At 43.8% G+C, this 25,184-nt stretch carries 16 protein-coding genes and 1 pseudogene; 3 read left to right on the top strand and 14 right to left on the bottom strand.

Going from position 1 to position 25,184, the window contains the following annotated elements; all coding sequences use genetic code 11:
• Nucleotides 1-432 precede the first annotated feature (432 nt).
• The 9 genes from AAHF22_RS04720 to AAHF22_RS04680 all read right to left on the bottom strand — a co-directional run bounded on the left by AAHF22_RS04720 (nucleotide 433) and on the right by AAHF22_RS04680 (nucleotide 10,469).
• A complete protein-coding gene (locus AAHF22_RS04720) occupies nucleotides 433-1,533 on the bottom strand; it encodes an AI-2E family transporter (protein WP_347323808.1) in 1,101 nt (366 codons plus the stop codon).
• A gap of 73 nt (nucleotides 1,534-1,606) precedes the next feature.
• Complete coding sequence (locus AAHF22_RS04715; protein WP_347324109.1) at nucleotides 1,607-2,518, bottom strand: fumarylacetoacetate hydrolase family protein; 912 nt, start codon at nucleotides 2,516-2,518, stop codon at nucleotides 1,607-1,609.
• Between the two features lie 120 nt (nucleotides 2,519-2,638).
• On the bottom strand, nucleotides 2,639-2,956 hold the full coding sequence (locus tag AAHF22_RS04710) for an L-rhamnose mutarotase (protein WP_347323807.1): 318 nt from the start codon (nucleotides 2,954-2,956) through the stop codon (nucleotides 2,639-2,641).
• Nucleotides 2,957-3,380: 424 nt separating this feature from the next.
• Complete coding sequence (gene bshB2, locus AAHF22_RS04705; protein ID WP_347323806.1) at nucleotides 3,381-4,085, bottom strand: bacillithiol biosynthesis deacetylase BshB2; 705 nt, start codon at nucleotides 4,083-4,085, stop codon at nucleotides 3,381-3,383.
• A complete protein-coding gene (locus AAHF22_RS04700; RefSeq protein ID WP_347324108.1) occupies nucleotides 4,085-4,432 on the bottom strand; it encodes a YojF family protein in 348 nt (115 codons plus the stop codon). Before AAHF22_RS04700 ends, bshB2 begins: the two co-directional genes overlap by 1 nt.
• 744 nt (nucleotides 4,433-5,176) lie before the next feature.
• Nucleotides 5,177-6,289, bottom strand: a complete 1,113-nt coding sequence (locus AAHF22_RS04695) for a rhamnogalacturonan acetylesterase (protein ID WP_347324107.1) — start codon at nucleotides 6,287-6,289, stop codon at nucleotides 5,177-5,179.
• Between the two features lie 603 nt (nucleotides 6,290-6,892).
• Complete coding sequence (locus AAHF22_RS04690; protein ID WP_347323805.1) at nucleotides 6,893-7,144, bottom strand: YolD-like family protein; 252 nt, start codon at nucleotides 7,142-7,144, stop codon at nucleotides 6,893-6,895.
• A 518-nt stretch (nucleotides 7,145-7,662) separates the two neighbouring features.
• Nucleotides 7,663-8,091: a universal stress protein gene (locus tag AAHF22_RS04685; protein WP_347323804.1), complete on the bottom strand. Its 429-nt coding sequence runs from the start codon at nucleotides 8,089-8,091 to the stop codon at nucleotides 7,663-7,665.
• A gap of 416 nt (nucleotides 8,092-8,507) precedes the next feature.
• A complete protein-coding gene (locus tag AAHF22_RS04680; protein WP_347323803.1) occupies nucleotides 8,508-10,469 on the bottom strand; it encodes a glycoside hydrolase family 127 protein in 1,962 nt (653 codons plus the stop codon).
• A 262-nt stretch (nucleotides 10,470-10,731) separates the two neighbouring features.
• On the opposite strand from AAHF22_RS04680, the gene AAHF22_RS04675 reads away from it, so the two are divergent.
• Nucleotides 10,732-11,607 carry a GNAT family N-acetyltransferase gene (locus tag AAHF22_RS04675; protein ID WP_347323802.1) on the top strand — a complete coding sequence of 292 codons (876 nt, stop codon included), beginning with the start codon at nucleotides 10,732-10,734 and terminating at the stop codon, nucleotides 11,605-11,607.
• A 34-nt stretch (nucleotides 11,608-11,641) separates the two neighbouring features.
• A complete protein-coding gene (locus tag AAHF22_RS04670) occupies nucleotides 11,642-13,519 on the top strand; it encodes a leucine-rich repeat domain-containing protein (protein WP_347323801.1) in 1,878 nt (625 codons plus the stop codon).
• 579 nt (nucleotides 13,520-14,098) lie between these two features.
• On the opposite strand, the gene AAHF22_RS04665 is transcribed toward AAHF22_RS04670, so the two are convergent.
• Entirely contained in the window at nucleotides 14,099-15,745 is a 1,647-nt protein-coding gene (locus AAHF22_RS04665; protein ID WP_347323800.1) for a formate--tetrahydrofolate ligase, read from the bottom strand.
• A gap of 294 nt (nucleotides 15,746-16,039) precedes the next feature.
• Between AAHF22_RS04665 and AAHF22_RS04660 the strand changes: the two genes are divergently transcribed.
• Nucleotides 16,040-17,683 carry a putative bifunctional diguanylate cyclase/phosphodiesterase gene (locus tag AAHF22_RS04660; RefSeq protein WP_347323799.1) on the top strand — a complete coding sequence of 548 codons (1,644 nt, stop codon included), beginning with the start codon at nucleotides 16,040-16,042 and terminating at the stop codon, nucleotides 17,681-17,683.
• A gap of 182 nt (nucleotides 17,684-17,865) precedes the next feature.
• Here the strand turns inward: AAHF22_RS04660 and AAHF22_RS04655 are convergent, their stop codons facing one another.
• From AAHF22_RS04655 to AAHF22_RS04640, 4 genes and pseudogenes are all read right to left on the bottom strand, one after another.
• On the bottom strand, nucleotides 17,866-18,879 hold the full coding sequence (locus AAHF22_RS04655) for a hypothetical protein (RefSeq protein WP_347323798.1): 1,014 nt from the start codon (nucleotides 18,877-18,879) through the stop codon (nucleotides 17,866-17,868).
• Between the two features lie 652 nt (nucleotides 18,880-19,531).
• Nucleotides 19,532-21,118 carry a sensor domain-containing diguanylate cyclase gene (locus tag AAHF22_RS04650; RefSeq protein ID WP_347323797.1) on the bottom strand — a complete coding sequence of 529 codons (1,587 nt, stop codon included), beginning with the start codon at nucleotides 21,116-21,118 and terminating at the stop codon, nucleotides 19,532-19,534.
• 137 nt (nucleotides 21,119-21,255) lie between these two features.
• Nucleotides 21,256-22,203: pseudogene (locus AAHF22_RS04645) on the bottom strand (NAD(P)/FAD-dependent oxidoreductase).
• Nucleotides 22,204-22,438: 235 nt separating this feature from the next.
• Nucleotides 22,439-24,760, bottom strand: coding sequence for a glycosyltransferase family 39 protein (locus tag AAHF22_RS04640; RefSeq protein ID WP_347323796.1), 2,322 nt, complete (start codon nucleotides 24,758-24,760; stop codon nucleotides 22,439-22,441).
• Nucleotides 24,761-25,184 lie beyond the last annotated feature (424 nt).

The raw sequence follows: 25,184 nt of genomic DNA, 5'->3' as shown, positions 1-25,184 counted from the left end.
ACAAAAGTAATTCTTTTTGTAAAAAAACAATCAATTTAACATATAAAATTGAACAGAAGCCTCATAGTTATATACAAATTCAATACACAAATCTTTATTTCCAGCTTCATATGACGTTTATAGTAATTTACAAGTGAATTAAGCTCACATATTTATTATCATTTTGTAAAATGATGCTGTAGTGGCTTTAGTGGCTTTAGTGGCTTTAGTGGCTTTATTGGTTTTGTTGACTTTATTTGATTCACTTGCTACCTGTACGTCCTATCAACAGACACAGCAGCTTATACCTATACACGATGTATACAAAAAGCCACTTTCCCGTTGCACCAAGTTTGACCGGATAACAGGCAAACTGGATACATATGTGAAAGTGGCTTGAACTTATACGCTTTGATAGATATGGTGAGTACAAATTGATACTTTTAGATTACATTAACTAAGCTGATCTGGTGGAGAAGGGGGTGAAGCTACTTTGTTGTTACGCGTATCGGAGTCATAAGGCGGTTTCGATGATTTGCCGCGATTTACTCCGATCAGGTCAAGGAAGAACACGAACAACGGAATACCGATAATCAATCCCCACGGGCCGATAAAGTGCTCGGAGAAAATCAAAATTACAAATGTATAAAATACCGGTAAATTCGTTTTGCTCGACATCAGCTTCGGATTGAGCAAGTACGCCTCAATCGCATGAATGATCAGAATCAAAATGAACAGATAGACGACATACTTGATTCCACCTACGCTCAGCGCCGTTAGTCCAAGCGGAATCAGCGAGATAAAGACACCGGCGACTGGTACAAGTCCGAGTACGAACACGATAACAGCAAGTCCCATCAAATTCGGGAAGCCCATAATCCAGAGCGCTGTAATCGTCAAAATCGTATTAATAAAGGAAATGAGCAATTGCGCCTCAATCACTTTGCCAAACGTATTCAGGAACATGCCGCCAAAATAGCCAACTTCTTTGAAAAACCAGCTTAGCTTGCTATCTTGAAACGAACTTGTAAAACGTACAATATGCGAGCGATCCAACAAAAAGAACAAACTCAGCAATATAGCAATAAATAGCTGTGAGCCAATTTGACTGATTTTCAACAGTACCGTAAAGCCCGGCCCAACAAACTTCCCTACATTTTCGAGTACCTGCTCAATATTGAGTGTTCGCATTAGCTCAACCACGTAATGATTCCATTTGTTCGCATGCGGATTCGCATACACATCTTGAATCATATCGTAAATCTGCACTACCTGCATACTTACGGTTGGCACCATACGGTAAATCCCCCAGCCAATGATGCCGAGCAATACAACATAGACGAGCGGAATAACAAAAAACGGAGATACATTAGGAACTACTTTTTGAAAAATCTTCATGACGCCTTTATACAAACTGCCGATTAGAATCGTTAACAGCAGTGTCATCAGTATAATATTCATCATGCTCGTCATGGAATAGATAATCAGGATCAATATTGCCAGTACAATGATCCGTCGTATCCCTTCATGGTTAATCCATTCCCTAAACTTCATCCACAGACCCCTTCTCTATTTATATCCACTTCTTTCATAATAACGTGTTTGCGGTCTGCTGTCACCGCTATCCTTATCTCGATATCGAAGCGGCTTTGAATGTATTCGTTAAACGTCCCAGCCTATCAATTTCGATCGTTACCTGATCGCCATCCTTGAGCCATACCCGCTCGTTCTCAGGCTTTCCTAAAATGACACCTTCCGGCGTTCCGGTCAAAATAATATCACCGGGCAACAGCGTCATATATTGCGATACATAGTGCACAATTTCATCACAATGAAAGATCATATCCGATGTGTTTGAATCCTGTACGTTCTGCTCATTCACATAGGCACGAATGCCAAGCTCATTCGGATTACCTACTTCATCGGCGGTGACCAGATAAGGCCCAATCGGTGCAAAACGATCACAGGTTTTGCCCAGTAACCATTGACTCGTTAACATCTGCAAATCGCGCGCCGATACATCATTGGATGCACAGTAACCAAACACATACTCTAAAGCGGTCTCCTTACTGACACGGTCTGCTTTTTTACCAATTACAATACACAGCTCGGCCTCATAATCGACCTGTTGACTGAGTAATGGTAACGGCACCGTATCCAGATGTGCTGCCACCGTATCGGAAAATTTGCTAAAAACGATCGGCGTTTGCGGCTCCGCCATTCCTGTTTCAGCAGCATGCTTGCGATAATTTAGTCCGATGCACAGCACTTTGCCTGGCGCTGGCACGCAAGGAAGCCAGCGGATATCCGTCTCCTGAACGAGCTGCTCCTGTAGTAGAGAACTCGTTGGACGATTGTTCTGTAGCCATTGTTCGATATGAATATGTAGCTCTGGATGATGAAGTAATTGCTCTACCGTTTGTGGTAATTGCAGCGTACCAGCAGACTGTTGCTCCAGCACTGTAAAGGGCAAAATGCCTTCTTCCAGACGAATACCAAGCTGAGATTGACCGTTCGATTCGTAATGTACATATTTCATCACAAATACACCTCCAACACTTATGATGACATGTTGGAGGCAACGATACAACTTTACGGCTATTAGAGCGCAGGTATTTCCCTTTTCCATCATGCTGCTCAGCTTGTCCGAATCTATTTCTTATCCGCGGTACTCATAATGGAACACTTCAGGTATATCCTCTGATGTTGTGCCTGCCTCGTTAAGCAAAAGTAAATCAGACATATACGCCTGCCACTTCCCGTTCGCCGGATGAACAGCGAGCGCATCCATCGCCTCGCGATAGTTGTCCACCTCCATATAGGCAAATAACACACCACCATGTAAAAAAATACTATATGTACGAATCCCGACTTCTCCAAACGCTTGCAATAATTCCGGATAAACGGCTTCATGTCTACGGATATATTCGTCACGATCCTCAGGCCGTATATGTAGCACAAATGATACTCGCTCCATCATTATACACTCCTTTGATAGTAGATAATGGACATGTACGCAAACGGTTTGTGTTGTTGCAGACACCACTCCGGTAAAGAATAAGGGGACGGACTCCGATTTCGCACAGGAATCTACAGAGTAGAAGTACAATGTAGATTCCTATGCTTGGAAAATGTAAGATATTTTGCTTTGCAAAAATCACTTTTCATTGAACCACGTGTTAGGAAATCACTAACACTAGAAGTCGTCCTCACCCCTTATTTTCTTCCCGCAGCTCTGTGCGTCTTACAAAGTACACGAGTTTGCTTGCACACCATAAATAGACAAATGAACCTCTATATTGTAAGCGTTATCTTTTGTAAAATCAAAAGGAATTATCCGCTATGCCTAGCAAAAAGCCACCCTGTCCTAACGACAAGGTGGCTTGCATTTAAAATATCAATTAAGACTGTGGATAAGCCGTATACGTCCAAAAGCGCTCGCGGCTAAAACGTTCGCGTAGTTCGCGGTCCATCTTTTTGCTTTTGCCCAGCTCACCGGGTGATGGGAACTGAGAACGGTGCGCATGGATCGAATTTAGCTTATTCTCGACGAAGTCGCCCACATCATTTTCCACATCAGGATAACCGATCTCATCGGTGCAGTTATGGGAAAATGCCATCGCATACAGCGGTGGACGCTCCGCTTCTGGCAAGCGGCTCATCGCGCGTACAACGGCAGCGCCTGTCGCATCATGGTCAGGATGGACGCTGTAGCCTGGATAAAACGTAAATACAGCCGATGGCTTAAGTTCCTGTAACAGCTCCAAAATCGTGCCATCCAGCACGGTACGATCTTCAAACTCAATCGTTTTATCATGGAAGCCCATCATACGCAAATCTTGAATGCCAATCGCTTCTACAGACTTTTTCAATTCTGCGCGACGAATCGTTGGCAAATTCACACGGTTTGTAAATGGCGGTGTGCCCATATTACGTCCCATTTCACCGAGTGTGAGGCAAGCGTAAGTGACTTGTCCGCCAGCGGCGATATGTTTGGACAATGTACCGGACAGGCTGTAGCACTCATCATCTGGATGAGGCAGTACGACCAGTACACGAGATTGGTCGGGTATCGTCAGTTTCATCGGGTTCATCTCCTCACTCATCAGAACGGCTCCTTACTGAGCTGCAAGGCAACAACAAGCTTGCCCTGAGCATCATGTCCTGCCAGAATTAAACGCTCCTGCTCGGTGTCTTCATAGTGGGTTAATCCTTCGGAATAGACCCAGCCGGTTTCTGTTTTTAGACCGACACGGAAAAAGGGCGCTTTCTCTGAAATCGAGCCTGTGCTATAACGTATACGTGCATTACTGATAAATGTCGCCGACGGGTGCTTGCTGCTGTCCATATGGGACGCATACGCGCCAGTCGTCATTTCCAGGTGAATATACAAATCCTGATCCTGAAGGTCGTTTAAACGACGCTGGATCAGTACTGGATCAATGAGCTGCATTGTCATCTCTATCTTCCTCCATATCCTCGCAAAAATGCTTATCATATTATACTACATTATTTTTCGTATGTATAAGGGGAAGAATAAAATGGCATAAGTTCTGTGTTTGATGATGTGGATGTTAGAGAGTTTTAGAGAAGTTACTGACTATGCGATCGTTAAAAATACGATGGTAAAATAGGATAGCAAAGATTTAATATGTAATCATAGATTGCGTATGGAATGGATCGATTGCTATTGCTATTGCTATTGCTATTGCTATTGCTATTGCTATTGCTATTGCTATTGCTATAAGATGATGCTCACAATCAAAAATAAAGGAAATTATGCGAAGATCATATGGATGCTCATCAACCTCTCTAGTAAGCAATAAGAGAACAGACTCCAATGGAGCGGCGGGAAGCTTTTAGATTAGGAATACATAAAGATTCCCACCGCTCACAATATGATTTGGCATATGGAATGCAGCTTTCGATATCGCTGTAATTCACAGCATTGTATACTATTTACGTTTTGAGACAACAATAGGCGCTATTCATTTCTACGTATAACATTTGTACACTTATAAAATTTGCGATCCTAACTATCCTGAAACTTGATTCCAAATCATGTAATTCGATATCCATCGTTATGATTCAGATATTTTTGCTGAGAGCCATCTACTATGAATACATCATTTATGGCGTTGAACATTAAATTGTGAAGCATAAACCGTCCAGCGACAGCCACCTATGAATGGATCATTTATGGCGTTAAACCCTGACGTTTGAGTTCTTCGGATACGAGTCTGGCTAGCTGGATAGCACCGGCGCGGTTTGGATGCAACGAGTCTCCTTCCATATAAAGTTGCAATGTTGCTGCTGGGCCGATCGATGTAAAATAGGTGGAGCTGATTACGTTCAGGTCGATGAGAGGTACATTTTCCTCGGATGCGAGTGCGACGGTGGCTGCTCGGTACCATCTGCCCTGTGCGTTATGCACGCCTGCGCTGTTAAAGTCAGTCGCACGTCCTTGCGGTGTGGACAGGACAGCAATTGCGCCTTTGGCTTTCGCCTGACGAACCATATCACGCATATATTCTTTAAATTCCGCTTCAGTCGTTGTATTTTTAGGATTGGTATCGTTGATGCCGAGTTGTACGATGAACAGATCACCAGGCTTAATATATTTCAAAATGGCTTCCATTTGCCCGTCATTACGGAATCCGCGCGCAATCTGTCCGCCCGATGCCAGATTACGCACAAGGAAATTGGATGGACTGACGTATTGCTGTAACATCTGTCCCCAGCCGCCCTGAACACTGCTATCGAGCGGATAGTAGTTAGCTACTGTGGAATCGCCGCCAATATAGATCGTAGGATGTGTCGTTGGATTGGAGGATAGCTGCGTAATTTCGAGGGCGCTCAATGTGAAAGCTGCGCCTGCTTTTCCCTCGGTAACGAGCAAATTAAGCTGTCCATCTGTCACGGGAATTTGAAACTCATCCACCGCATTATTGCCGGTCATATTTATGATCTGATACACGCCTTCGGCCGCCACACTGGAACGAGATGTATTGCCGAGCATCACCTTTACATTGTATAGACCATTTGGCAGATCGACATTAAATGTATTGGTGCTCTTCGTGCCATAGGTAACAAATTGTACAGCATCACTGCCTACACCTGAACCGGATGCAGATACATTACGCATACTAGCAGGTGTATTAAATCCATAACCACGCGCTGCGCTGTATGCATCCTCTGCACGAACACCCATATAGCCAGATTGTACTGCCCCATTACCAAAATCAAACTTATATCCTGTCGCTGCCACTGCCGACGATGTCGGTGTCACGGTGTATAATGCAGCTAACATAGCCGCACTGACTGCTGTTAACATAGCTTTTTTCCAAAAACCTGTGCGACTTTGATAGCTTGTTGGACTTTGATGGGAGCTGCTTGTATTACGACTATGTAGAGCGACGACGCTTTCCTCATTCATATCATGTGCTTGCGACCTGACGAACGGTTTACTTTTACTATTCATCTAATCCCTCCTATTAATGTAAGCGTATTCAAATCTTGTATTATTATTTCGCTCCTATACAGGAAGTTACCTTGTTTAGAAACCGTATACTTTATTAAAATTTGGAAATACTACGTATAACATTACGGATAACTGCTGAATGACTATGCTAACCTGCTATCCTGACGACATTAAATATGAATGTGGGTAGTACCCAGCAGGGATCAGGTTATGACGTGATACAGTTACATATTTTATAAAATACAACTAGGCTTTCGATGTAAGCTGGTCAACGTACTTAGATATAATGATACATTCCAAACATCATAGGATAGCAATATGACTTACTCCTGCACTGCCTCTATAAAAAATACTAGCACCGCCGATGATCGACGATGCTAGTATTTACGGTGTATATAAAATGTGTGCACGCTTTGTTGTCTAACCTGTATCTCAATCACGCGGATAGTTAATGTCCATAATATCCATAAATGGAACTTTGTACAGACCTTCTACTGTCTGTACATGAACTCTGCCTGTACGAGAATCCATTTTCACAATTTCACCGCGCACGGTTTCTTCCCAGCCCCAGACGGTTAACACAATAATCGATTTCTCATGAAAAGATTCTGTCAGCTGATTGCCTAGCTCTTCCAGAACAAATTCATCGCGTGTTGGACGCTTGGCCACTTTTGCTTTAGCCAATGTAAGACCTCCCTAATATGTTCTCCTTTTCATTTTAACGTTTCATTCGATCGGTTACAATAGTTTGCGACAAAAAATAAGAACAAATGTTCCGAATGTTTGTATAATTGCTGCTTTGCTGGCTGTACGTTGCCAGTTAAGCTCATTTTTCCTGATGAATGATGTAATTAGCTTAGCAAACAGATTAGCAAATAAGGTATGAAGGATATTGTTATCAAACGTAAACAAGATCGTAGCTAGACTTGTAAAGTGGAGTATTAATGGGGTTATTAATCTGCTTAACAAGTCCAGCTTATTAAGCAGCTTGTTAAGCGATTTGTTAATTAGCTTATTAAATAACTTGTTCAAAGTAAGTCATCGCAGCCAACCAATAACTCAAAAACCGCCCAGTATGATGTACAGCATACGGGCGGTTGTTATCGATCGATATTATATTTATGCTTTAGTGAGGTAACGTTACTAAAAGACAATGGCACCGCTACATACATAGCAGACCTAGCAGAAACCAGCTTCACTCTTCACTTTACAATCATAACGGGAGCGGAAGCACGCTGTGTTACATAGCGACTGACACTGCCTTTCATAAATTCATCAATCGTATTCAAGCCGCGACTGCCCATAATGATCAGATCAGGCTTGGATTGCAGCGAATAATTGACAATGCCTTTGGCAGCACTGCCACAAATGATGACTGTTTTGGCATTTGGAATTTTGGAGATCATTTCGCGCAGATTGCGACGCACCGCATCTTCTTTATGATCGAAATAAGCTTCCAGTTCACTCGATGTCATAATAAGCGGCTGGCGCAATTCATCTACCGTTGCAGAATCAACATACAGAATTTCAAGCTCCGCTTGCAGACTTTCAGCCAGCGCAGCTGCGCGTTCAAGCGCACGCTGGGAATGCAATGAACCATCATAGGGGACAAGAACATGCGAGATCGCCATCATATATTCCTCCTTTAAAATGGAATTACAATCATCATGCTAACGATAAAGCGCTTCTTCAACGAAACGAGTATTAAAATAAATATGCTTACTACTAAATTAACTCCAATTTATGTAAAATGCAAGCGTTTTCATTATTAGTTAGTAAAATGATACATAAGATATGACTTTACTGTTTATCCATTTCATCTTGCATCTGCTGCCGTTCACTCGCAAACTCGAACTAGCCCAAACTATAATAAAAATGAATACGTAAAAGCACGCTCCTCACGATATCAGGAGCATGCTTTCTTTATTTAAAATCGATTGTTCCTTATTCATTATCGCATAGCATCTGCATGCAAATCCCAACTACATTTTTTCTCCGAACCGATCCTTCATCTATGAATACGACTATATATATGAATAAGAGCGTCTTAAGCTTTACGCAACCAGACTGACATTTCTCCCTCTCCACGATTTCCCCATAGGAAGTAAGGGACTGCTATAAAGGCTTGCTCAACACGCTTAGGCGGCTGCAAGCGGTACAATGCATGTTCCGCATCCACATTTTGTTCGCGTATCGCCTGACCTTTAATAACGGTGCAGCCACCCAGCAGACTGGAATCGTAATATGCTTCAAGTGATGCTTCCGTCATCACAGCCAGCGAAGCTAGCTGATCTCCATGATCGGCTTGCTCTACACAATACACCAGTGGTCCTCGTTGTATCGCTACTCGTCCAGCATTAGCACGAAGCTCAGGATGTGCATACAAAACCTGTACGTCCATCTGTAGCCTCCATTCCACCGTATCAGTAGCTGACCATTCACGTTGAATATACACATATCCATCACGAAGCATAGCAGCATAATCGACGATCTGTCCATTTACAAGCAACTGTCCCTTTTGGCACCAGCCAGGTAAGCGTAACGCCAGTGTGAATGAAAGCGATTGCTCCATCTGAAAGCTAAAACTAGTGTTGCCATCCCACGGATAGTTTGTCGTTTGCTGAACGGTAACGTCCGCTCCCTTTACAGATAGCGTCGACTCACTTCCAATAAACAAATGAGTATAGATCGTCTCCTCATCACTCGTATACACATACTGACCTAACGAAGCGATCAGTCTGGCTACGTTTGGTGGACAGCAGGAACAGCCAAACCACTTTTGCCGAACCGGCTTCACATGCTCACGGTCTGGATTATGATGACTTGCCGCTGGCCATACTTCAAGTGGATTAACATAGAAATAATGCTTACCGTCCTGCGACATCCCACCGATCACATTGTTGTATAGCGCTCGCTCCATCATATCGCCATACTCCGCGCGTGGTTCTAATTGCAGCATGCGATGGGCGAAAAATACCATGCCTACCGCCGCACACGTTTCCGAATAGATCGTATCGTTAGGCAGATCATAGTCAAAAGTGAATGCCTCGCCATGACGAGTCGATCCGATTCCACCTGTAATATACATTTGCCGATCTACAATATTACGCCATAGGGTACGGCAAGCTTCATGCAGACGCTCATCCTCTGTCAGACGTGCCAGATCTGCCATCGCAGTGTACATATATACTGCCCGAACCGCATGTCCGGTGGCGACCTTTTGCTCTCGTACAGGCTGATGGGCCTGACAATATTCCAAATTTATGCGTTCCTGCGGCTTGCCGCCATAAAAGCTATAACGCCCGCGTTTTTCCCATTCCTGCTCTAAATAATTCGGTGCCTGTCCACGTTCATCAATGAAAAATTGACTCAGCTTCAAATACCGTTCTTCTTTTGTTAATCGATACAGCTTCACCAGTGCTAATTCGATCTCCTGATGTCCATCATAACCACGCATTTGGCCTGGCTCCGGTCCAAATTGCTCATCAATGTAATCGGCTAGCCGACAGACGACATCAAGCAGTTGCCGCTTGCCTGTCGCTTCATAATAAGCCACACCTGCCTCGATCATATGACCTGCGGTATATAGCTCATGACAATCCACCAGATTCGTCCAGCGCTGATCCGGTTCTTTAATCGTAAAATATGTATTCAGATAGCCATCTTCACCTTGCGCTTCGGCAATCAATGCGATCACATCATCGGTCATTTGCTCCAGTTGTGGGTCAGGCGATAACATTAATGCATATCCAACTGCCTCAATCCATTTGGCTACATCGGTATCCTGAAATACAAATCCATGAAACTCCCCATCCTGTCGCCCAGCAGCAATTTCAAAATTACGAATAGCCCGACTCGGTTCCGCATCAGGTACACGATCATGCAGAGCATCATATTGATACGGAATGACCACATCTTTCACCAGTTGCTGATATTGCGACCAGAAGTGATCGTTAATATGTACTTGCTTCGGACTGAGTGTATGTACGGAATGTTGGATTGATTTCATTATGAATCGGCTCCTTCTGAAAGTGAGTTTAGGGTATTTGACAATATTCCTCAGCAAAAAGATAACGCTTTCAAAAATAAAGGATGATCATTTATATTATTGTTAATTAATATCATATACATTAATAATAAACAAGAATAAATTACTCTTATCTGATTGATTTATCACATTAATTTATAACCTTTATGCTGCAATCACATGCCATAATGAAATTTATAATATAATAGGAATGGAGCAGATAAAAAACTAAGGAGAACATGCTATGCAGAACTTGAAGTTTACAACAAAATATAAAAATAATGACAAGCTTCGGACAAGTTTTTTTAAACTTGCTGCCGATACGTTTGATATTAATTTCGAACGCTGGTATCGGCAAGGCGGTTGGGGAGAACAGTATATTCCTTTTTCTTTTGTTGACGGAGATCAGGTAGTTGCCAATGCTTCCGTTAATACACTTGAACTGATCATCCACGGCCAAAGAACAAAGGCGATACAAATCGGTACGGTCATGACCGATCCAAACTATCGCGGTAAAGGACTATCCACTCATCTAATGAATCAGATTTTACAGGAGTACGAGCACACTGTTGATCTTATGTACCTTTTTGCCAATGAATCTGTGCTTGACTTTTATCCGAAATTTGGATTTAAGAATGTGGAAGAATGTCTATTTTCAACGAAGTACACATCTATCTCATCAAAATCTACAATCATTCGAAAACTCGATATCAATCTTGCAGCTGATTTACACCTTCTCAACAATTTTGCATCGAATAGACTACCTGTTTCGCAACGTTTTGCCACCGATCATACTGCGAGTGTCTTAATGTTTTATTGTTTGAACGTTTTTAACGAAAATATTTATTACTTGGAAGATCAAAACGTCATTGTTATTTATCAACAAAAAGACGATCATATCGAACTATTCGACATCATTAGTACAAACGAAATAAATATAAAAGATATTTCGGATCAAATTACAGACGAATATACGAAGCAAATCACGTTTCATTTTACACCTGATGGTCAAGGTTTAGAACTAAATAGCACTATGACGAATGAAGGCTTATTTGTAAAAACAGTTGGCGATACACTCTACCCTGCTCACGTTAAGCATCCCATCACATCGATTGCTTAGTTCTTTATTATGCATCATGAAGGAGGACAAGTCTGTGGACTTAATTCCGTTAAACTGCCCGAATTGCAACGGAAAAATCGAGTATAAAGAAGGAAAAGTATTAAAGTGCCCTTACTGTGGCACCGAGCTATTATTAAAACAAAATCAGGTCTACTATGTCGATCAAACGATTAATCATTATCATGGCACACCGCCTCCATCTAAACCGGCACCGACATTAACTGTTCCGATCCGGCTGTTGCTGATCGTGATGGTGCTCATCGTCGGTGGGGTCGGAGCGTATGTATACACCAGCATAAGCTCCAACTCTACGTACACAGACACAGAAGCCAATGTACCTGTGCGCACGATGCCGGAAAGCGAAGTACTGCTCTCTTTTGTGCGGGATATTTTCCATAAAGGATCTGCCCTGCCCACTGAAGCGGAACTGGCGCGTATTCGTTATTTGTCCGTCACCCATAATGAGAATGACCAATGGCAATTTACATATAGCTTCTCCGATCCTTTCAGCGATGAGAAAGCTGAGAAGGTCATTTATGTTACGCAGGACAAGAAGCTAAACAGTCAGCGCATTGACCAGCGTGATTTTGAGGCGTTCACGGGGCTGACATCACTCGACCTAACAGGAACATACGAAATTTCTCAGACGGATCAAACGACATTTGCCCATATGGCTGGACTTAAAAGCTATGGTGGTGCTTTTAATGAATCGTTTACGCAATTTTCTCGTTATTTTGGTAATAAAGCGAAGATAACTGAGCTTTCCGTCCAAATTCGCAGCAATCAGGAATTGGCACTACTATTGGAATTTCCACATTTAAGCTCGTTGTCGCTTACGTATGTAGACGAATCCGTCACTGATTTTCACTTATTGAACAAGTTACCGCTCAAGTCTTTATCGCTTGCAGCCGTTGATGACTTAGGCTGGTTATCGTCCATGAACGGGCTAACCTCCTTATCGATAGAACATAGTGACACTACAGATATGCAACCATTATTTGCTTTGACCCAGTTGCAACATCTGCGGCTCTCCTATTTAACGAATGTAAAATCGATCGATTTTGTGCAAAACATGCCTGCTTTACAAACACTGGATCTGGAAAGTGTAAACTTTTCCAGTTTGGAGCGCTTGAAAGATAAAACGTCCATTACGTCACTCCGTCTGGTATCGTTAAACCAGCTTAGTTCAGTCAAGACGATCAATACGTTGTCATCTCTGCGTGAATTATCGCTGTCCGGTTACTACAAAAATACAGAACCGTTACGCTTACCTAACGCAACGAAAGTAGAAATCCCGGCTTCTTTTCTTAACGAACTGAAAGCGCCTGCGGCAACCAGTTTAACACTTTACGATACAAGCGGAGAATTAAGTCTGGCTACAATCAGTAAATTTCCAAACTTAACACAGTTGTCCCTATGGAAGGTCAGCGATCTGACTCAGCTTAACGCGCTCGACCAGTTGTCCCATTTTCAGACGTTGACCATTTATGATTCTGCACTATACAGTGAGACCGATGCTTTATTTCGCTTAAAACAGGTGAAATCGCTGGTGTGCAGCGAATGTAGGCTGAATATTCAACAAACGGCTGCTCCGAATAATACTACATTGCAACAGTTAACGCTGGAGAAGCCTTACTTTGATGTAAATGGTGATTCCGTCACTGCCATTGACGAGGTGATGCCTTATTTTGCGAATATGACTGCGCTGCGTTCGTTCACTTTGCAAGACAGCAATCTATCTGCTTTAGCATTTATGAGCAACTGGAAAGCGATTGAAGAGCTTCATCTTGAGAACAATGCGATTTCTAACATCGAGACTTTGAGCAAGCTGCCCAAACTAGAGCGAGTATATTTGACAGGCAATTCGGTACAGAATAAGTCTGTATTAGGTTCCAGCGTGCAGGTGTATTAACTTGGATTCGTATCGTGTACACAGCATAGGATGTATATCAAATACAATCTGCATCAATAGGATTGTAGAATTGATGGAAAACAAGCCACTCTTTTAGGGAGTGGCTTGTTATTATGTGTAACCTTATGTTCTCACACTCTACCTAAACGCATACCCGAACAAATCAGGCTGACAGTCCCATCCATTTAGACTCATTTTTCTTCATTCAATTAACAGCTGCCTTGTGTACTCTGTTTATTTTCACTTCCAACCATGCTAGCCAGAGCTTCATATCCTAACTTATAAGTATAGCTACATAGGATCACGTTACTATTTAACATAAACTCATATAGATGTAGTTAGGACGGAACAGAGCAAAGGAAATAAAGGGAAAGAACGACTTCTAGTGTTAGCGATTTCCTAACACGCGGTTCAATGAAAAGGGATTTTTGCAACGCAAACTATCTTACTATTTCCAAGCACAGGAATCTACATTGTACTTCTACTCGGCAGATTCCTGTACGCTACTGAAGTCTGTCCCCTTACCTTGTCAGAGTCTAGCAAAACAGTTTGCGTACACGCTCTAGCTAACCCTAACTATTAAAATAACCCATCAATATGTCCATTGGCATCGATCTGCATTCGCTCTGCCGCTGGCACACGTGGCAGTCCTGGCATCGTCATCGTATTGCCTGTTTCCACCACGACAAAGCCTGCTCCTGCCGATAACGATACACGAGATACTTGAATCGTGAATCCGGTAGGTGCACCAAGCAATCGAGGCTGGTCGGTAAACGAATACGGTGTCTTCGCCATACATACCGGCAGATGACCAAAGCCTTCTGCTTCGAGTTGCTCTAATGTACGCAAAGCAGCGGGTGAGTAGACCGCTCCCTCTCCACCATAGATCGAGGTGATAATCCGCTCTATTTTATTCGTCAGTGAACATTCATTTTCATATAATGGCGTAAATGCTTGTGGTGCTGTCTCCAATAGATCGAGTAGCTGGCGCGCCATCGCTTCTCCACCCGCACTACCCTCTGCCCAAACACGAGATATTGCGGCTGGAACGCCCAGATGACTGCATTCCGCTTGGATCAGCTCCAGCTCTTGCTCCGTATCTCCGGTAAAATGATTGATCGCTACCATAACTGGGACCCCAAACGACTGCAAATTACGAATATGGCGGTGTAGATTCGCCATCCCCTGACGCAGCGTAGCCATAGCGTCTACCTCGGTCGGATCGGTAGGCTGTCCCGTTTCCGCATGTTGTCCATTGTACTTGAGCGCCTTCACCGTCACCACCAGCACAGCAGCAGAAGGTGTTAATCCAGACTGTCTACATTTAATATCGAAAAACTTCTCCGCTCCCAGCTCTGCACCAAATCCAGCCTCTGTCACGACCACGTCCGCCAGTTTGAGCGCTGTCTTCGTACCGATCACACTACTGCAACCATGCGCAATATTCGCAAATGGTCCTCCATGCAAAATGACCGGTGTTCCCTCTAGCGTCTGCACTAGATTCGGTTTAATCGCATCACGCAGCAAAATAGCCATGCCTTCTACCGCCTTCAGCTCACTGGCAGTGACCGGTGTTCCGTCATACGAATAACCGATCATGATCCGCGCCAGACGTTCTTTCAGATCGGTCATATGTTCGCTCAGGCAGAGAATAGCCATCACTTCAGAAGCGGATGTGATCAAATAACCACTTTCTCTCACATCGCCATTTCCACTGCCCAGACCGGTTACGATATTTCGCAAGCTACGATCGTTCATATCGACGGTCCGCTTCCACGTCATCCGTTTCGGATCAATACGCAGCTCATTGCCATGATACATATGATTATCGATCATCGCAGCGAGCAGATTATGCGCACTGGATATCGCATGAATATCACCTGTAAAATGCAAGTTAATATCATCAGCTGGCACAATTTGAGCTTGACCGCTTCCTGTCGCTCCACCTTTCATCCCAAAGCAAGGCCCAAGTGAAGGTTCACGCAGCGCTGCAATCGCGCGTGTACCAAGTGCATGCAGCGATTGGGCGAGACCGATCGATGTTAAAGTTTTTCCTTCGCCAGACGGTGTTGGGTTTATCGCTGTAACAAGTACCAGCTTCCCATCTGGCTTATGCTGCCATTGTTCCATCAGTTCAGGCTCTAGCTTGGCTTTATATTTGCCATACGATTCTATGTAATGAGTGTCAATTCCTATCTGCTTTGCAATTTCGCTAATGGGCTTCATATGCAAACTGAACCTCCTATGCTATCCTTATTTCTCTGGTATTATCCGGTATCGTTCTTACGTTTGCAACTAAATTGCAACGTGTTTGCGCTTTTGTCACATCTACGATGTAAAATAAAGTCGAATCTTGTTATAATCTATGACTGCGAATGCTTTATAACTACCTTTTGTACTGTGTATACAATTATTGCTAAGAATATACAGGCAACTGACCGAATTATAATATATAGTTTAAATTTTTTTAAATCAAAACATAAACACTAGTGTGAAAGCATGGTTGAGGGAGTGGAATGCATGGATAATGATATGAATGAAATACCTCCGCTTCTTGCTCTGGCTCTGGATGCGATCGAAGATTTTGTGTACATTATGCGAGTGCATAATGAGCAATTTTATTACAGTTATGTGAATCGTTCGGCTGCAAAATTCAGTGGTGTAAGCGCAGAAGATTTGGGAAAAACATTTTTTGAATGCTTTGCAAATGAACCGGAAATGGCACATTATTTGCACAATAAGTATATGAAAGCTTTATCCGCCGGGCAAAGCACACGCTTTGAGGACGGGAACGTGCTGCCCAACGGGAATTTGAGCGGAGAAAGCATTATTTCACCCCTGCGTGGACCTGATCAGCGCATTACGCATCTGATCTGTGTTACGCGGGATTATACCGAACGGAGCCGGTACGAAGAGAAACTGAAATTTTACGCATACTATGACGAATTAACGCATTTGTTTAATCGGCGTTTCCTGTATGAGTATGCGATTAACAAAGGGACATTGTTTTTGCTGAATATCGATAATTTCAAAAGTATCAATGATATGATGGGACACGAAAGCGGAGATGCACTGCTCATTCAAGCTGCTGCGCGAATTAAACAGCAGTTCAACGATGGAGAAATCATTTGCCGGCTGGGCAGTGATGAATTTCTTATGGTCTGTCAGAAAAGTGATCGATCCGCCTACCAGACGGCTCAAATGATGCTACGAGCACTTGGTGGTACATTTACCCTAAAGGATCGCGAAGTCAAAATTACAGCCAGTATCGGTATCGCTCCATTAACACAGGGAATGAACACTCAGACCGCGCTACGTCACGCCGACATTGCACTTCATTATGCCAAAGGACAAGGACGCAGTCGCTATCATATCTTTGATACTTCGCTTCGTTATGAACAAATTGTACGATTTCATCATGAACTGGCGCTTAACCATTGTGTGGAAAGAAATGAACTACAGCTGTTATACCAGCCTATTTATAGCACACAGAAGCATCGGGTCGTTGTTGTTGAAGCATTGCTGCGCTGGTACAAAAATCATGAGCAGCTTGTATCGCCTGCTGAATTTATACCTGTAGCGGAAGAAACAGGTTTGATCATCCCGATCGGCGACTGGGTGATTCGTCAAGTATGCCGTGATCTGCCATTACTTCAACGTAAATATGGCAATGGAATTCGCATTGCAGTCAATATTTCCAGAATTCAGCTGGATGATCCAGATTTCATTTACCGCTTAAATCAAATATTGCTGGAAGAACAGGTGGATGCTAGCTATATTGATCTGGAAATTACCGAGAGCGTAGCGACAAGTAATGCCGTTGAAGAACAATCTTCCCTGCTCAAATTACGCGAGCAAGGCTATACCATTTCACTGGACGATTTTGGTACCGGCTATTCTTCACTAAGCATGCTCACCAGGCTACCGATCGACAAAATTAAAATTGATCGGTCATTTGTAACTCAGATGAACCCGCCTGTGCTCAAAGCGTTGATCACGATGGCTGAAGCGCTGAATTTACAAGTAGTAGCAGAAGGAATTGAAGATCAAGAGCAATGGGATCGACTGGTAGAACTAGGATATACCGAATTTCAAGGATACTGGTTTAGCTATCCGATGCCAGCTGGCAATTTGCCGGATCTGGATCATCTCTTTCCTGCCTAGTCTGACGATCAGCTCGATCATATAACGGTGACGAGCATGCTATATACACATAGAGAACAGGGTCAAGCTCCTAGAAATACAACAAAAAAGCTACTCGCATCTTGTGGCGGCAGCTTTTTTGTCTTGTTGAGTTTTCCTGTATCGTTAATCGTTAGCGTATGAACACAATGTAACGCGAATCGTTATTGTACGTTGATATTCCAGTTGGTAACCGTCAGCTTACCACTGCCGCTCATCACGTCTGTACCGAATGTTACACCGCTAATATAATCGCCTGTCGTCATCAGCTCATTGCGATCCAGCAAGTTTTTCACAAAATCAGTCAGATTCAGTGAGATCATATCGGTATTCGCTGTTCTTACAAAAGTATAGGTTACGTTATCGTTCATATTGGAAGAGGTTACGGTGTTATCGCTATTACTTGTGCTACGATATACGTTCCAGTTCGAGCCACCGATACTTACCATATCGATCCATTGTCCCCATGCACCCATATCGCTATCCATCATAATGCTAGTATCACTAGAAGCCATCCCTGCGTTACCGCTAAATACATTGGTGCCTGTACTTGTTTCAGTACGATTCGACATATCCGAAGCATCCATCATGTCGGTATCTTCGGTCATTGCTGGATTCGCCGAAGTGGATGTGATCACTTTAATCGTTGCTTTTGGTGATGTTTCCATGCCTGCTTTCTGCGTATTATGAATATAGAGCGTATAGCCTGTAGCATAATCACCAGTTACATCCGCTGTAGAATACGCAACTGAAGTATCAATGTTTTTCATTTGCGTGCTGCGGCTGGATGTATTGCTGCGTGAGTTATCACGGAACACATCGACTGGCATATTGCCTGCTCCTTCATATCCATTTGTCCAATGCCAGCCATACGAGATTGCCGGTGAGGATTGAAGTCCTGTTGCATCAGCTGGGTAAGCCCATTTATATCCAAAGGAGTTCGCATTATCATAAAAAATCGATTGTCCGTTTGTCATGCTTTGATCGGAAGACGTCATACTGCCTGTGCTACCCGCCCAACCTGTATTCGCCAGATAGGTGTTGCTGTTCAACGTAAAGCTGCCGGTTGTATCTGTATTTTCCTCAGCAAACGCTGCGCCAGGAAGCAAAAGCGATGCCGCAAATGTCATAGAAGCAAGTACACAAACTGGTTTTTTAAAAGTCGATTTTTTCGTCATACATATTCCCTCCAATGATGTTGTTTATTTGTTGTTATGAGAGATCGATATACACTAAAACGAGGTTTACATAACAATTTGCGTTTACTGTATAATTAAAAAGCACAGTAATTGCCATCTACTCTCCTTATTTTGCTATATTGATTGTTTATCCATATAAGGATGAGTTCACGCAAGCTTGCCGTTCTGGTATGCGTCCCTGTGACCGGGCAAAACTACCCATGCAGCGGACAATGATATCCATTTCGGCTCCGTCAGACCGAAGATCGTGAAGCGGCAATGCCACAACTATGTAGCCCAGCACACTTACGCTCCCAGCTTAACTTTCAAATTGTATATCGACGTTCCCAGATATTATTTACCCAGCCTTCCGTCTATACTAACTACTTTTACCAAAATCATTTCAAAAATTTCCAACTTATGTCACAAAGTACACGGATATAGCTAGTTCAACAGTGCCAATCTCAGCGTATAGCAGATGATTCGTTGTATACTCCCATTCACCATATGATAACGTTCTCAATCCTACATTGCCCTATAATCCATATCCTTTAAACGATCGAAAAAGCCGTATCGGAATGATGGCATACGATGCACATCGTTCCAATACAGCTTGTCCTACCTTCTAACATGATAGTTATTGTTGTTCCGATCAATCGGCTGCCAGTACACGCTCTGCATAGACAGTCGTGCGATTACGTCCTTCTCGCTTGGAAGTATAGAGCGCTTCATCCGCCTTAGCGATCAACTCTTCAGGCATCGTGCCTTGCTCTGGAAAGCCAATAATACCGAGCGAGATCGTGATCCGCTCTCCCGATGGGCTTGGCGTATTGCTCACAATATGACGCAAACGCTCTGCCACGCGATAAGCTCGCTCCTTATTCGCACCACGCAGCAGGATGCCAAGTTCTTCTCCTCCATAGCGAAAACATAAATCGCCTTCACGCGATACATTACGCATCGTTGCTGCTAGAAATTGAATGACCTGATCGCCCATCGGATGACCATACGTATCATTAACGAGCTTAAAATGGTCAATATCCAGCATAATCATCGAAAATGGTTCTTCCTCCAGACACCAGGCTTCCAGCGTAGCATCGAAATTACGGCGATTAGCAAGTCCGGTTAAACCATCCAATGCCGTCTCTGTATGCAGCTTGCGAATATATTTTTGCATCTGTCTGGCTGTCATTCGCAGACTGGAATACAGCAACTTGATCTCATACGTGGCCGAGCGAATCGGAGGCATATCATCCATACTCCACTCTTTGAGCATACGGTTAGAATACTCAGCGAGCATATGGAGCGGTCGAACGACTAGATAAGTTAATATCCACCCGGCTGCTAGTGTAATAAACAACAACGGTAGCGACTGTAAAATGCTACTCTCCAATAAATTGTTAAGCGGCTCATTCACAATATCTGCCGGTGTCTGAGACACGATGCCCCAACCCGAACTCATATTGTATGCGTAACCTGCATAAAACTGTTTTCCATTATTGTCTGTATATTCAATCGAACCGTTCAAACCTGCAATCACTTTCCATACGGCATCGTTAGAAGCGATATTTTTCCCAATCATCGTCGCATCGGGATGGAAAATAACATTGCCTTTGGCATCCACTGCAAATATATACGAGCCATTTGACTCGTATTTTTGCTGTAAGATAAGCTGTAAAATATTCGAGTTGTGTAAATAAATCGTTCCACCGATATAACCGTAATAGTTATTGTTTTTATCAAACAGCGGACTTGTCACCAAAATGAGCAAATTGCCCGTCTTACCGATAAAAGGGTCCGTTATAACCGGCTCTCTCAGCTTCATCACCGAGCGTACAATCAGACTATCCACATTCGTCCCCACCTGTAATGCTTTCTTATTGGATGGGGCGATTTCGATCAGTGTATGATCCTTCCGAACAATACTGATAGACTCAAAATATTCATGATGTGTTGCATACAGATCATTTAAAAGCGCTGGGTCCATAGTTTCATTACGCTGCCAGATTGACGCCATCGAATTGACGCTATTCTGAATACGAACGAGCAAATCACCCGTAGCTGAAGATAGATCCATAGCGCGATCATAATTGCCGCTCAGATAGTTATCGACCAGGGATTGCCTGCTGACACTATACGAAGAATGAATAGAAATCAGCATCGTGAGTACAATGGATACAACAATAATAAAGCTAACAATAGTTACAAGTTTAAACCCCTTTTTAGGATGGAAACTCAATTGCATCCCACCTGGCAACAAATTAGTATATCGTCAACATCATACCATAAGCACTGTACCAAAACAAAGCAGAATAGCTGCTTTTTTACGTGCACTCCAGCTATCCTTTCGTATGAACTTCAGCTTATGGATACAACTTAATTTCCGGAGCGCACGGCTGCCGGACTTTTCAGCTTGGAGAGCGTTTTATGAATCCAGATCGCTGCCTGTGCTCCCTCGCCCATCGCAATATTCGCCTGTTCCGAATGGGCTGCTAGATCACCCGCCACCCACACATTTTCAATATTGGTCATTTTGGAACGTGGATTGGTTTCAATATGATGATTGTGTAGGGTTTCCACGCCTAACTGCTCAGCCAGCTCGGAGTTCACATGATTGCCGCCGAATGCAATAAAACCGCGTTCAGCAGCAATCGATCGACCATTTTCCAATTGAACAGCTTCCAGCATGCCACCGCTGCCATGACTTACACTGCGAACAGGAGAATCGATATATTCAATTCCATGTTCCTGTAGTTTCTGCATCGTTTCCGACTTGAACGGTTTACCTTCATGATTAATGTACAGCAGCTGATCGGTACGCGGTGTCAAAATGAGTGCCATCTGCGCGCCTGCTTCACCTGCGCCAATCACGACCGTGCGACGGCCTTAAATCTCGTATCCGTCACAATCCGGGCATACATATACACTGAATCCGAGCGTCTCACGCAGTCCCGGCAATCTGGGGAAGCGATCAATCAAGCCAGTTGCTAATAGCAGGGTACGTGCGCGATAACTCTCTCCCTCGGCGCCTTTTAACAAAAAATGATCATCCTTCTGCTGTGCTTCCAGGATACGATCCTCGTGAAACTCGATTCCAAGTGGCTCGGATTGCTGTCTGCCCATCTCCCGTAGTTCCTCACCAGACACCCCGTCTGGAAAACCAAGCAGATTGCCATAGTTTTGACATAGCGTTGAGCGTCCTACACCTGCATCAATGACCAGCACACGATGTGCTGAATATCGTCCAAGCTGGAGCGCTGCCTGAAGTCCGGCAATGCCTCCACCTACAATAATACAATCGTAATACGTATTGCTATCAATCATCGTATAGCCCCCTCTGGCTAGATTCATATGAGCATCCCGCATAATGATGCTTATACGTTAATATGTAAACTAGTGGCTCTCATTGAAACGGGAACTGCTTTGTTTCTCCCTGTATTCTGCTTGAAATGCTCGTTTATAAACAAAATCCTGCCATTTTTAAACAATGACAGGATCAGATGTATTCGATATTTATTTAATGAATAATCGGGAAAATATAAGATGATTGTTGGACATATTACTCCGTAATATCGTCAGGTGTAATTTCGTACAATGTGCTGGTCATCATACCTAGACCACCAAATCCAGCTTCATCTCGGGACGAATTCATCATACCGCTACGATCTTTCGTCTTTGAATCTGTAGACGTTGCGCCCTGCGCGTCGGTTGTTAGGGCATTTTGAATAGCAGAGCTTGAGCTTTCTTGCCATTCAGAAGAAGGCACCTCTTTTCCATGCTCTTTAATCCATTGTGTCACTTCCGTGGAACCGCCGCGTCCGATATTATTTAATAGGAAATATTTTACCTCTCCATTGCGGATGAGTGTTTTTAGCTTATCTACAGTTAAGATCGGATCATTGCCATTGTATCCGCCCATCGCCATTACCGCTTTGCCTGTTCGGATAATATAAGCGGAAGCCGAGTTCGCATTGCTTACAGCAAACAGGTATTTCTCGCCATGATTGTTTGCTGTTACATACTGAAGTAGCTTCTCATTGACTGAATCAGCTAATCCCATGCCGCCTTTTGAACGCGTGCGTGAGGTGCCTGATGTCTGGCCGCCTGCTGATGGTGCATTGCCGTTCATCGCATCATCGGCTGCTCCCTGCGCAGACGTTCCTGTTCCTCCACTAGCATTCCCCGTCCCCGGATTCGCAGACGTATCACGATGCGTTGCCGTTAACTGCGCATCTCGATCACCCGGCCTTGCACCTCCGCCAAAGCCCATTTCCGTAATCGGTCCTCCATACGGTAGGGCAATATTGCTGGATGGATTCACCAATGGGAACGATGACCAGTAGAGTGGTGTCAGTAGCAATGCGCCCACAGCTGCCGATACGATATAAGCCTTGCCACGACTCATCGTCTGTACCCGAGTGCCAATCAACAGTCCGACTGTAATCAATGCACCCAGCCCTGCGATCAAATAAAACCAGAATGAAGCAATTTCATGACGATACGGATAGATCACATACAGTTGGAATGCCGTTGTCGCAGCCACATTCACAGGCAACAACCAGACTAGCCAGCCTTTACCCTGCCGGTAATATCGCCATTGTGCAAGTAGCCCAGCAGCAGCAATCGCAGCGACTGGCGGCGCAAGCATAATTAAATAATATTGATGGAAAAAGTTGGCGATACTAAAAAATGTACCGACCGGAATGAGCCATAACAGCCAGAATACGATTTCCGTATACTTCCGTTCGCGCCAGTTCCCTCTACGCAAACGAGCAAACAGCGCAATCAACGATATAATCGCAAACGGCAACAACAGACTTGCTTGTCCAGACAATGCTTTTTGGAACAGACGCAATGGCCCTGCATTACCGGTATTGAACATCCCGCCGGTACGACGTTGTACATCGCCACCGTTATCTGAAGGTTGTAATAAGCCTCCCTGCATCATCCCTGCGCTAATCGGATTCGCTACCGCACTTCCTGCGGATGTGTTGCTGGCAGATGTAGTGCTTGTATTCGCTGGAGCATTGTTCATACCTGGTGGCATACCGCCACCACCGCCCATGCCGCCTGTTTGCGTTTCTCCAGTCAAACGGCTTAAACCGTTGTAACCAAATGCCAGCTCCAGCACAGAATTCGTCTGGCTACTACCAATATAAGGGCGCTGACTGGCTGGAACGCTGTCCACGATCACAGGCCAGGATAACGATACACCTGCCAGTATGACCGTACTCAGTACTAGTACAGACAACTTCTTTTTCCAATTCACTTTAAAGGCAATCAGATAAAACACATACATCGCTGGCAAAATCATATACGCCTGTAGCATCTTTTCATTAAAGGCGACGCCAATCATCGCAAAGGCGCCCAAGATCCAGCCGATTTTGTGTAAACGAATGCCTTTGAGCAGCATCCATGTTGCGAGCAGCAATGTGAATACGAGTAAGCCATCCACATTGTTCGAGCGTTGTACAGCTACAGCAACCGGTGTGAGTGCCATAAAAAGTGCGGCAACCCTTGCCGTCTGGATGCCAAAAGTGGGCTTCATAATGAGATAGATCAAGCCAACCGAGCCTACACCTGCCAGTGCAGCAGGTAAAGTGACGCTCCAGCCGTGCACACCAAATATAGCCGCAAACCATGTTTGCAACCAGAAAGCTACAGGCGGCTTATCAATCGTAACAAAGCCCGCAGGATCAAATGAAGCATAGAAAAAATTGTGAAAGCTTTGAAGCATACTCGTCACGGCAGCCGTATAGTAGGAATTAGCGTTACCATTATGCCATATGTGCCATATATTCAAAAAGGCAGAAAGCAGCAAAATGAGGATTAAGGGAATATCTACCCTTGAACGAGATACAGTAGTGGTGTTGGATTCCATTGAACTTCCTCCCAAATCATAATTGGATGATCTGACGCATCCTGTACGTGATCGGCTATGTAGAATAGAGCCTATCCGCCATAACCGGTTAGCGGTGTTCAGATCGTAATAACGATAACCTACAGATTACAGATCTGATGGCTCTATTAAATAAGATGTATATGTATTTTGTATGAACAACATTAAGAATAGCCCATAACAATCTTAAAAATTCATAAAAAATAGAGTACCCGCGATAGATGATCCTTTTCCTCAAACCAATAATATCGATATCTTCCTATAATTGGTTGAAAAAACAATCCCTGCTGGTACTCTAACGCCAGTTTGCGAATTCCATACTGACCTATGCTCATTTCCATTTATCATACAATTCCTGTATGGAGTTGCTTCTCCAGTTCACAGACGGTACTTGCCCAGTCTATAG

It is taken from the genome of Paenibacillus wenxiniae, from assembly GCF_039822605.1.
In the GTDB taxonomy this organism is placed as follows: Bacteria; Bacillota; Bacilli; order Paenibacillales; family Paenibacillaceae; genus Saccharibacillus; species Saccharibacillus wenxiniae.
Note: the sequence above shows the minus strand (reverse complement) of the source record. Positions and strands in the feature narration are given on the sequence as shown.

Excerpts from the sequence above, each read along its gene's own strand:
- AAHF22_RS04715 (WP_347324109.1), bottom strand. The coding sequence starts at position 2,518 with ATGAAATATGTACATTACGAATCGAACGGTCAATCTCAGCTTGGTATT.
- AAHF22_RS04710 (WP_347323807.1), bottom strand. The coding sequence starts at position 2,956 with ATGGAGCGAGTATCATTTGTGCTACATATACGGCCTGAGGATCGTGAC.
- bshB2 (WP_347323806.1), bottom strand. The coding sequence starts at position 4,085 with ATGAGTGAGGAGATGAACCCGATGAAACTGACGATACCCGACCAATCT.
- AAHF22_RS04660 (WP_347323799.1), top strand. The coding sequence starts at position 16,040 with ATGGATAATGATATGAATGAAATACCTCCGCTTCTTGCTCTGGCTCTG.
- AAHF22_RS04695 (WP_347324107.1), bottom strand. The coding sequence starts at position 6,289 with ATGTTAGCTGCATTATACACCGTGACACCGACATCGTCGGCAGTGGCA.
- AAHF22_RS04680 (WP_347323803.1), bottom strand. The coding sequence starts at position 10,469 with ATGAAATCAATCCAACATTCCGTACATACACTCAGTCCGAAGCAAGTA.
- AAHF22_RS04700 (WP_347324108.1), bottom strand. The coding sequence starts at position 4,432 with ATGCAGCTCATTGATCCAGTACTGATCCAGCGTCGTTTAAACGACCTT.
- AAHF22_RS04665 (WP_347323800.1), bottom strand. The coding sequence starts at position 15,745 with ATGAAGCCCATTAGCGAAATTGCAAAGCAGATAGGAATTGACACTCAT.
- AAHF22_RS04675 (WP_347323802.1), top strand. The coding sequence starts at position 10,732 with ATGCAGAACTTGAAGTTTACAACAAAATATAAAAATAATGACAAGCTT.
- AAHF22_RS04655 (WP_347323798.1), bottom strand. The coding sequence starts at position 18,879 with ATGACGAAAAAATCGACTTTTAAAAAACCAGTTTGTGTACTTGCTTCT.
- AAHF22_RS04685 (WP_347323804.1), bottom strand. The coding sequence starts at position 8,091 with ATGGCGATCTCGCATGTTCTTGTCCCCTATGATGGTTCATTGCATTCC.
- AAHF22_RS04720 (WP_347323808.1), bottom strand. The coding sequence starts at position 1,533 with ATGAAGTTTAGGGAATGGATTAACCATGAAGGGATACGACGGATCATT.
- AAHF22_RS04640 (WP_347323796.1), bottom strand. The coding sequence starts at position 24,760 with ATGGAATCCAACACCACTACTGTATCTCGTTCAAGGGTAGATATTCCC.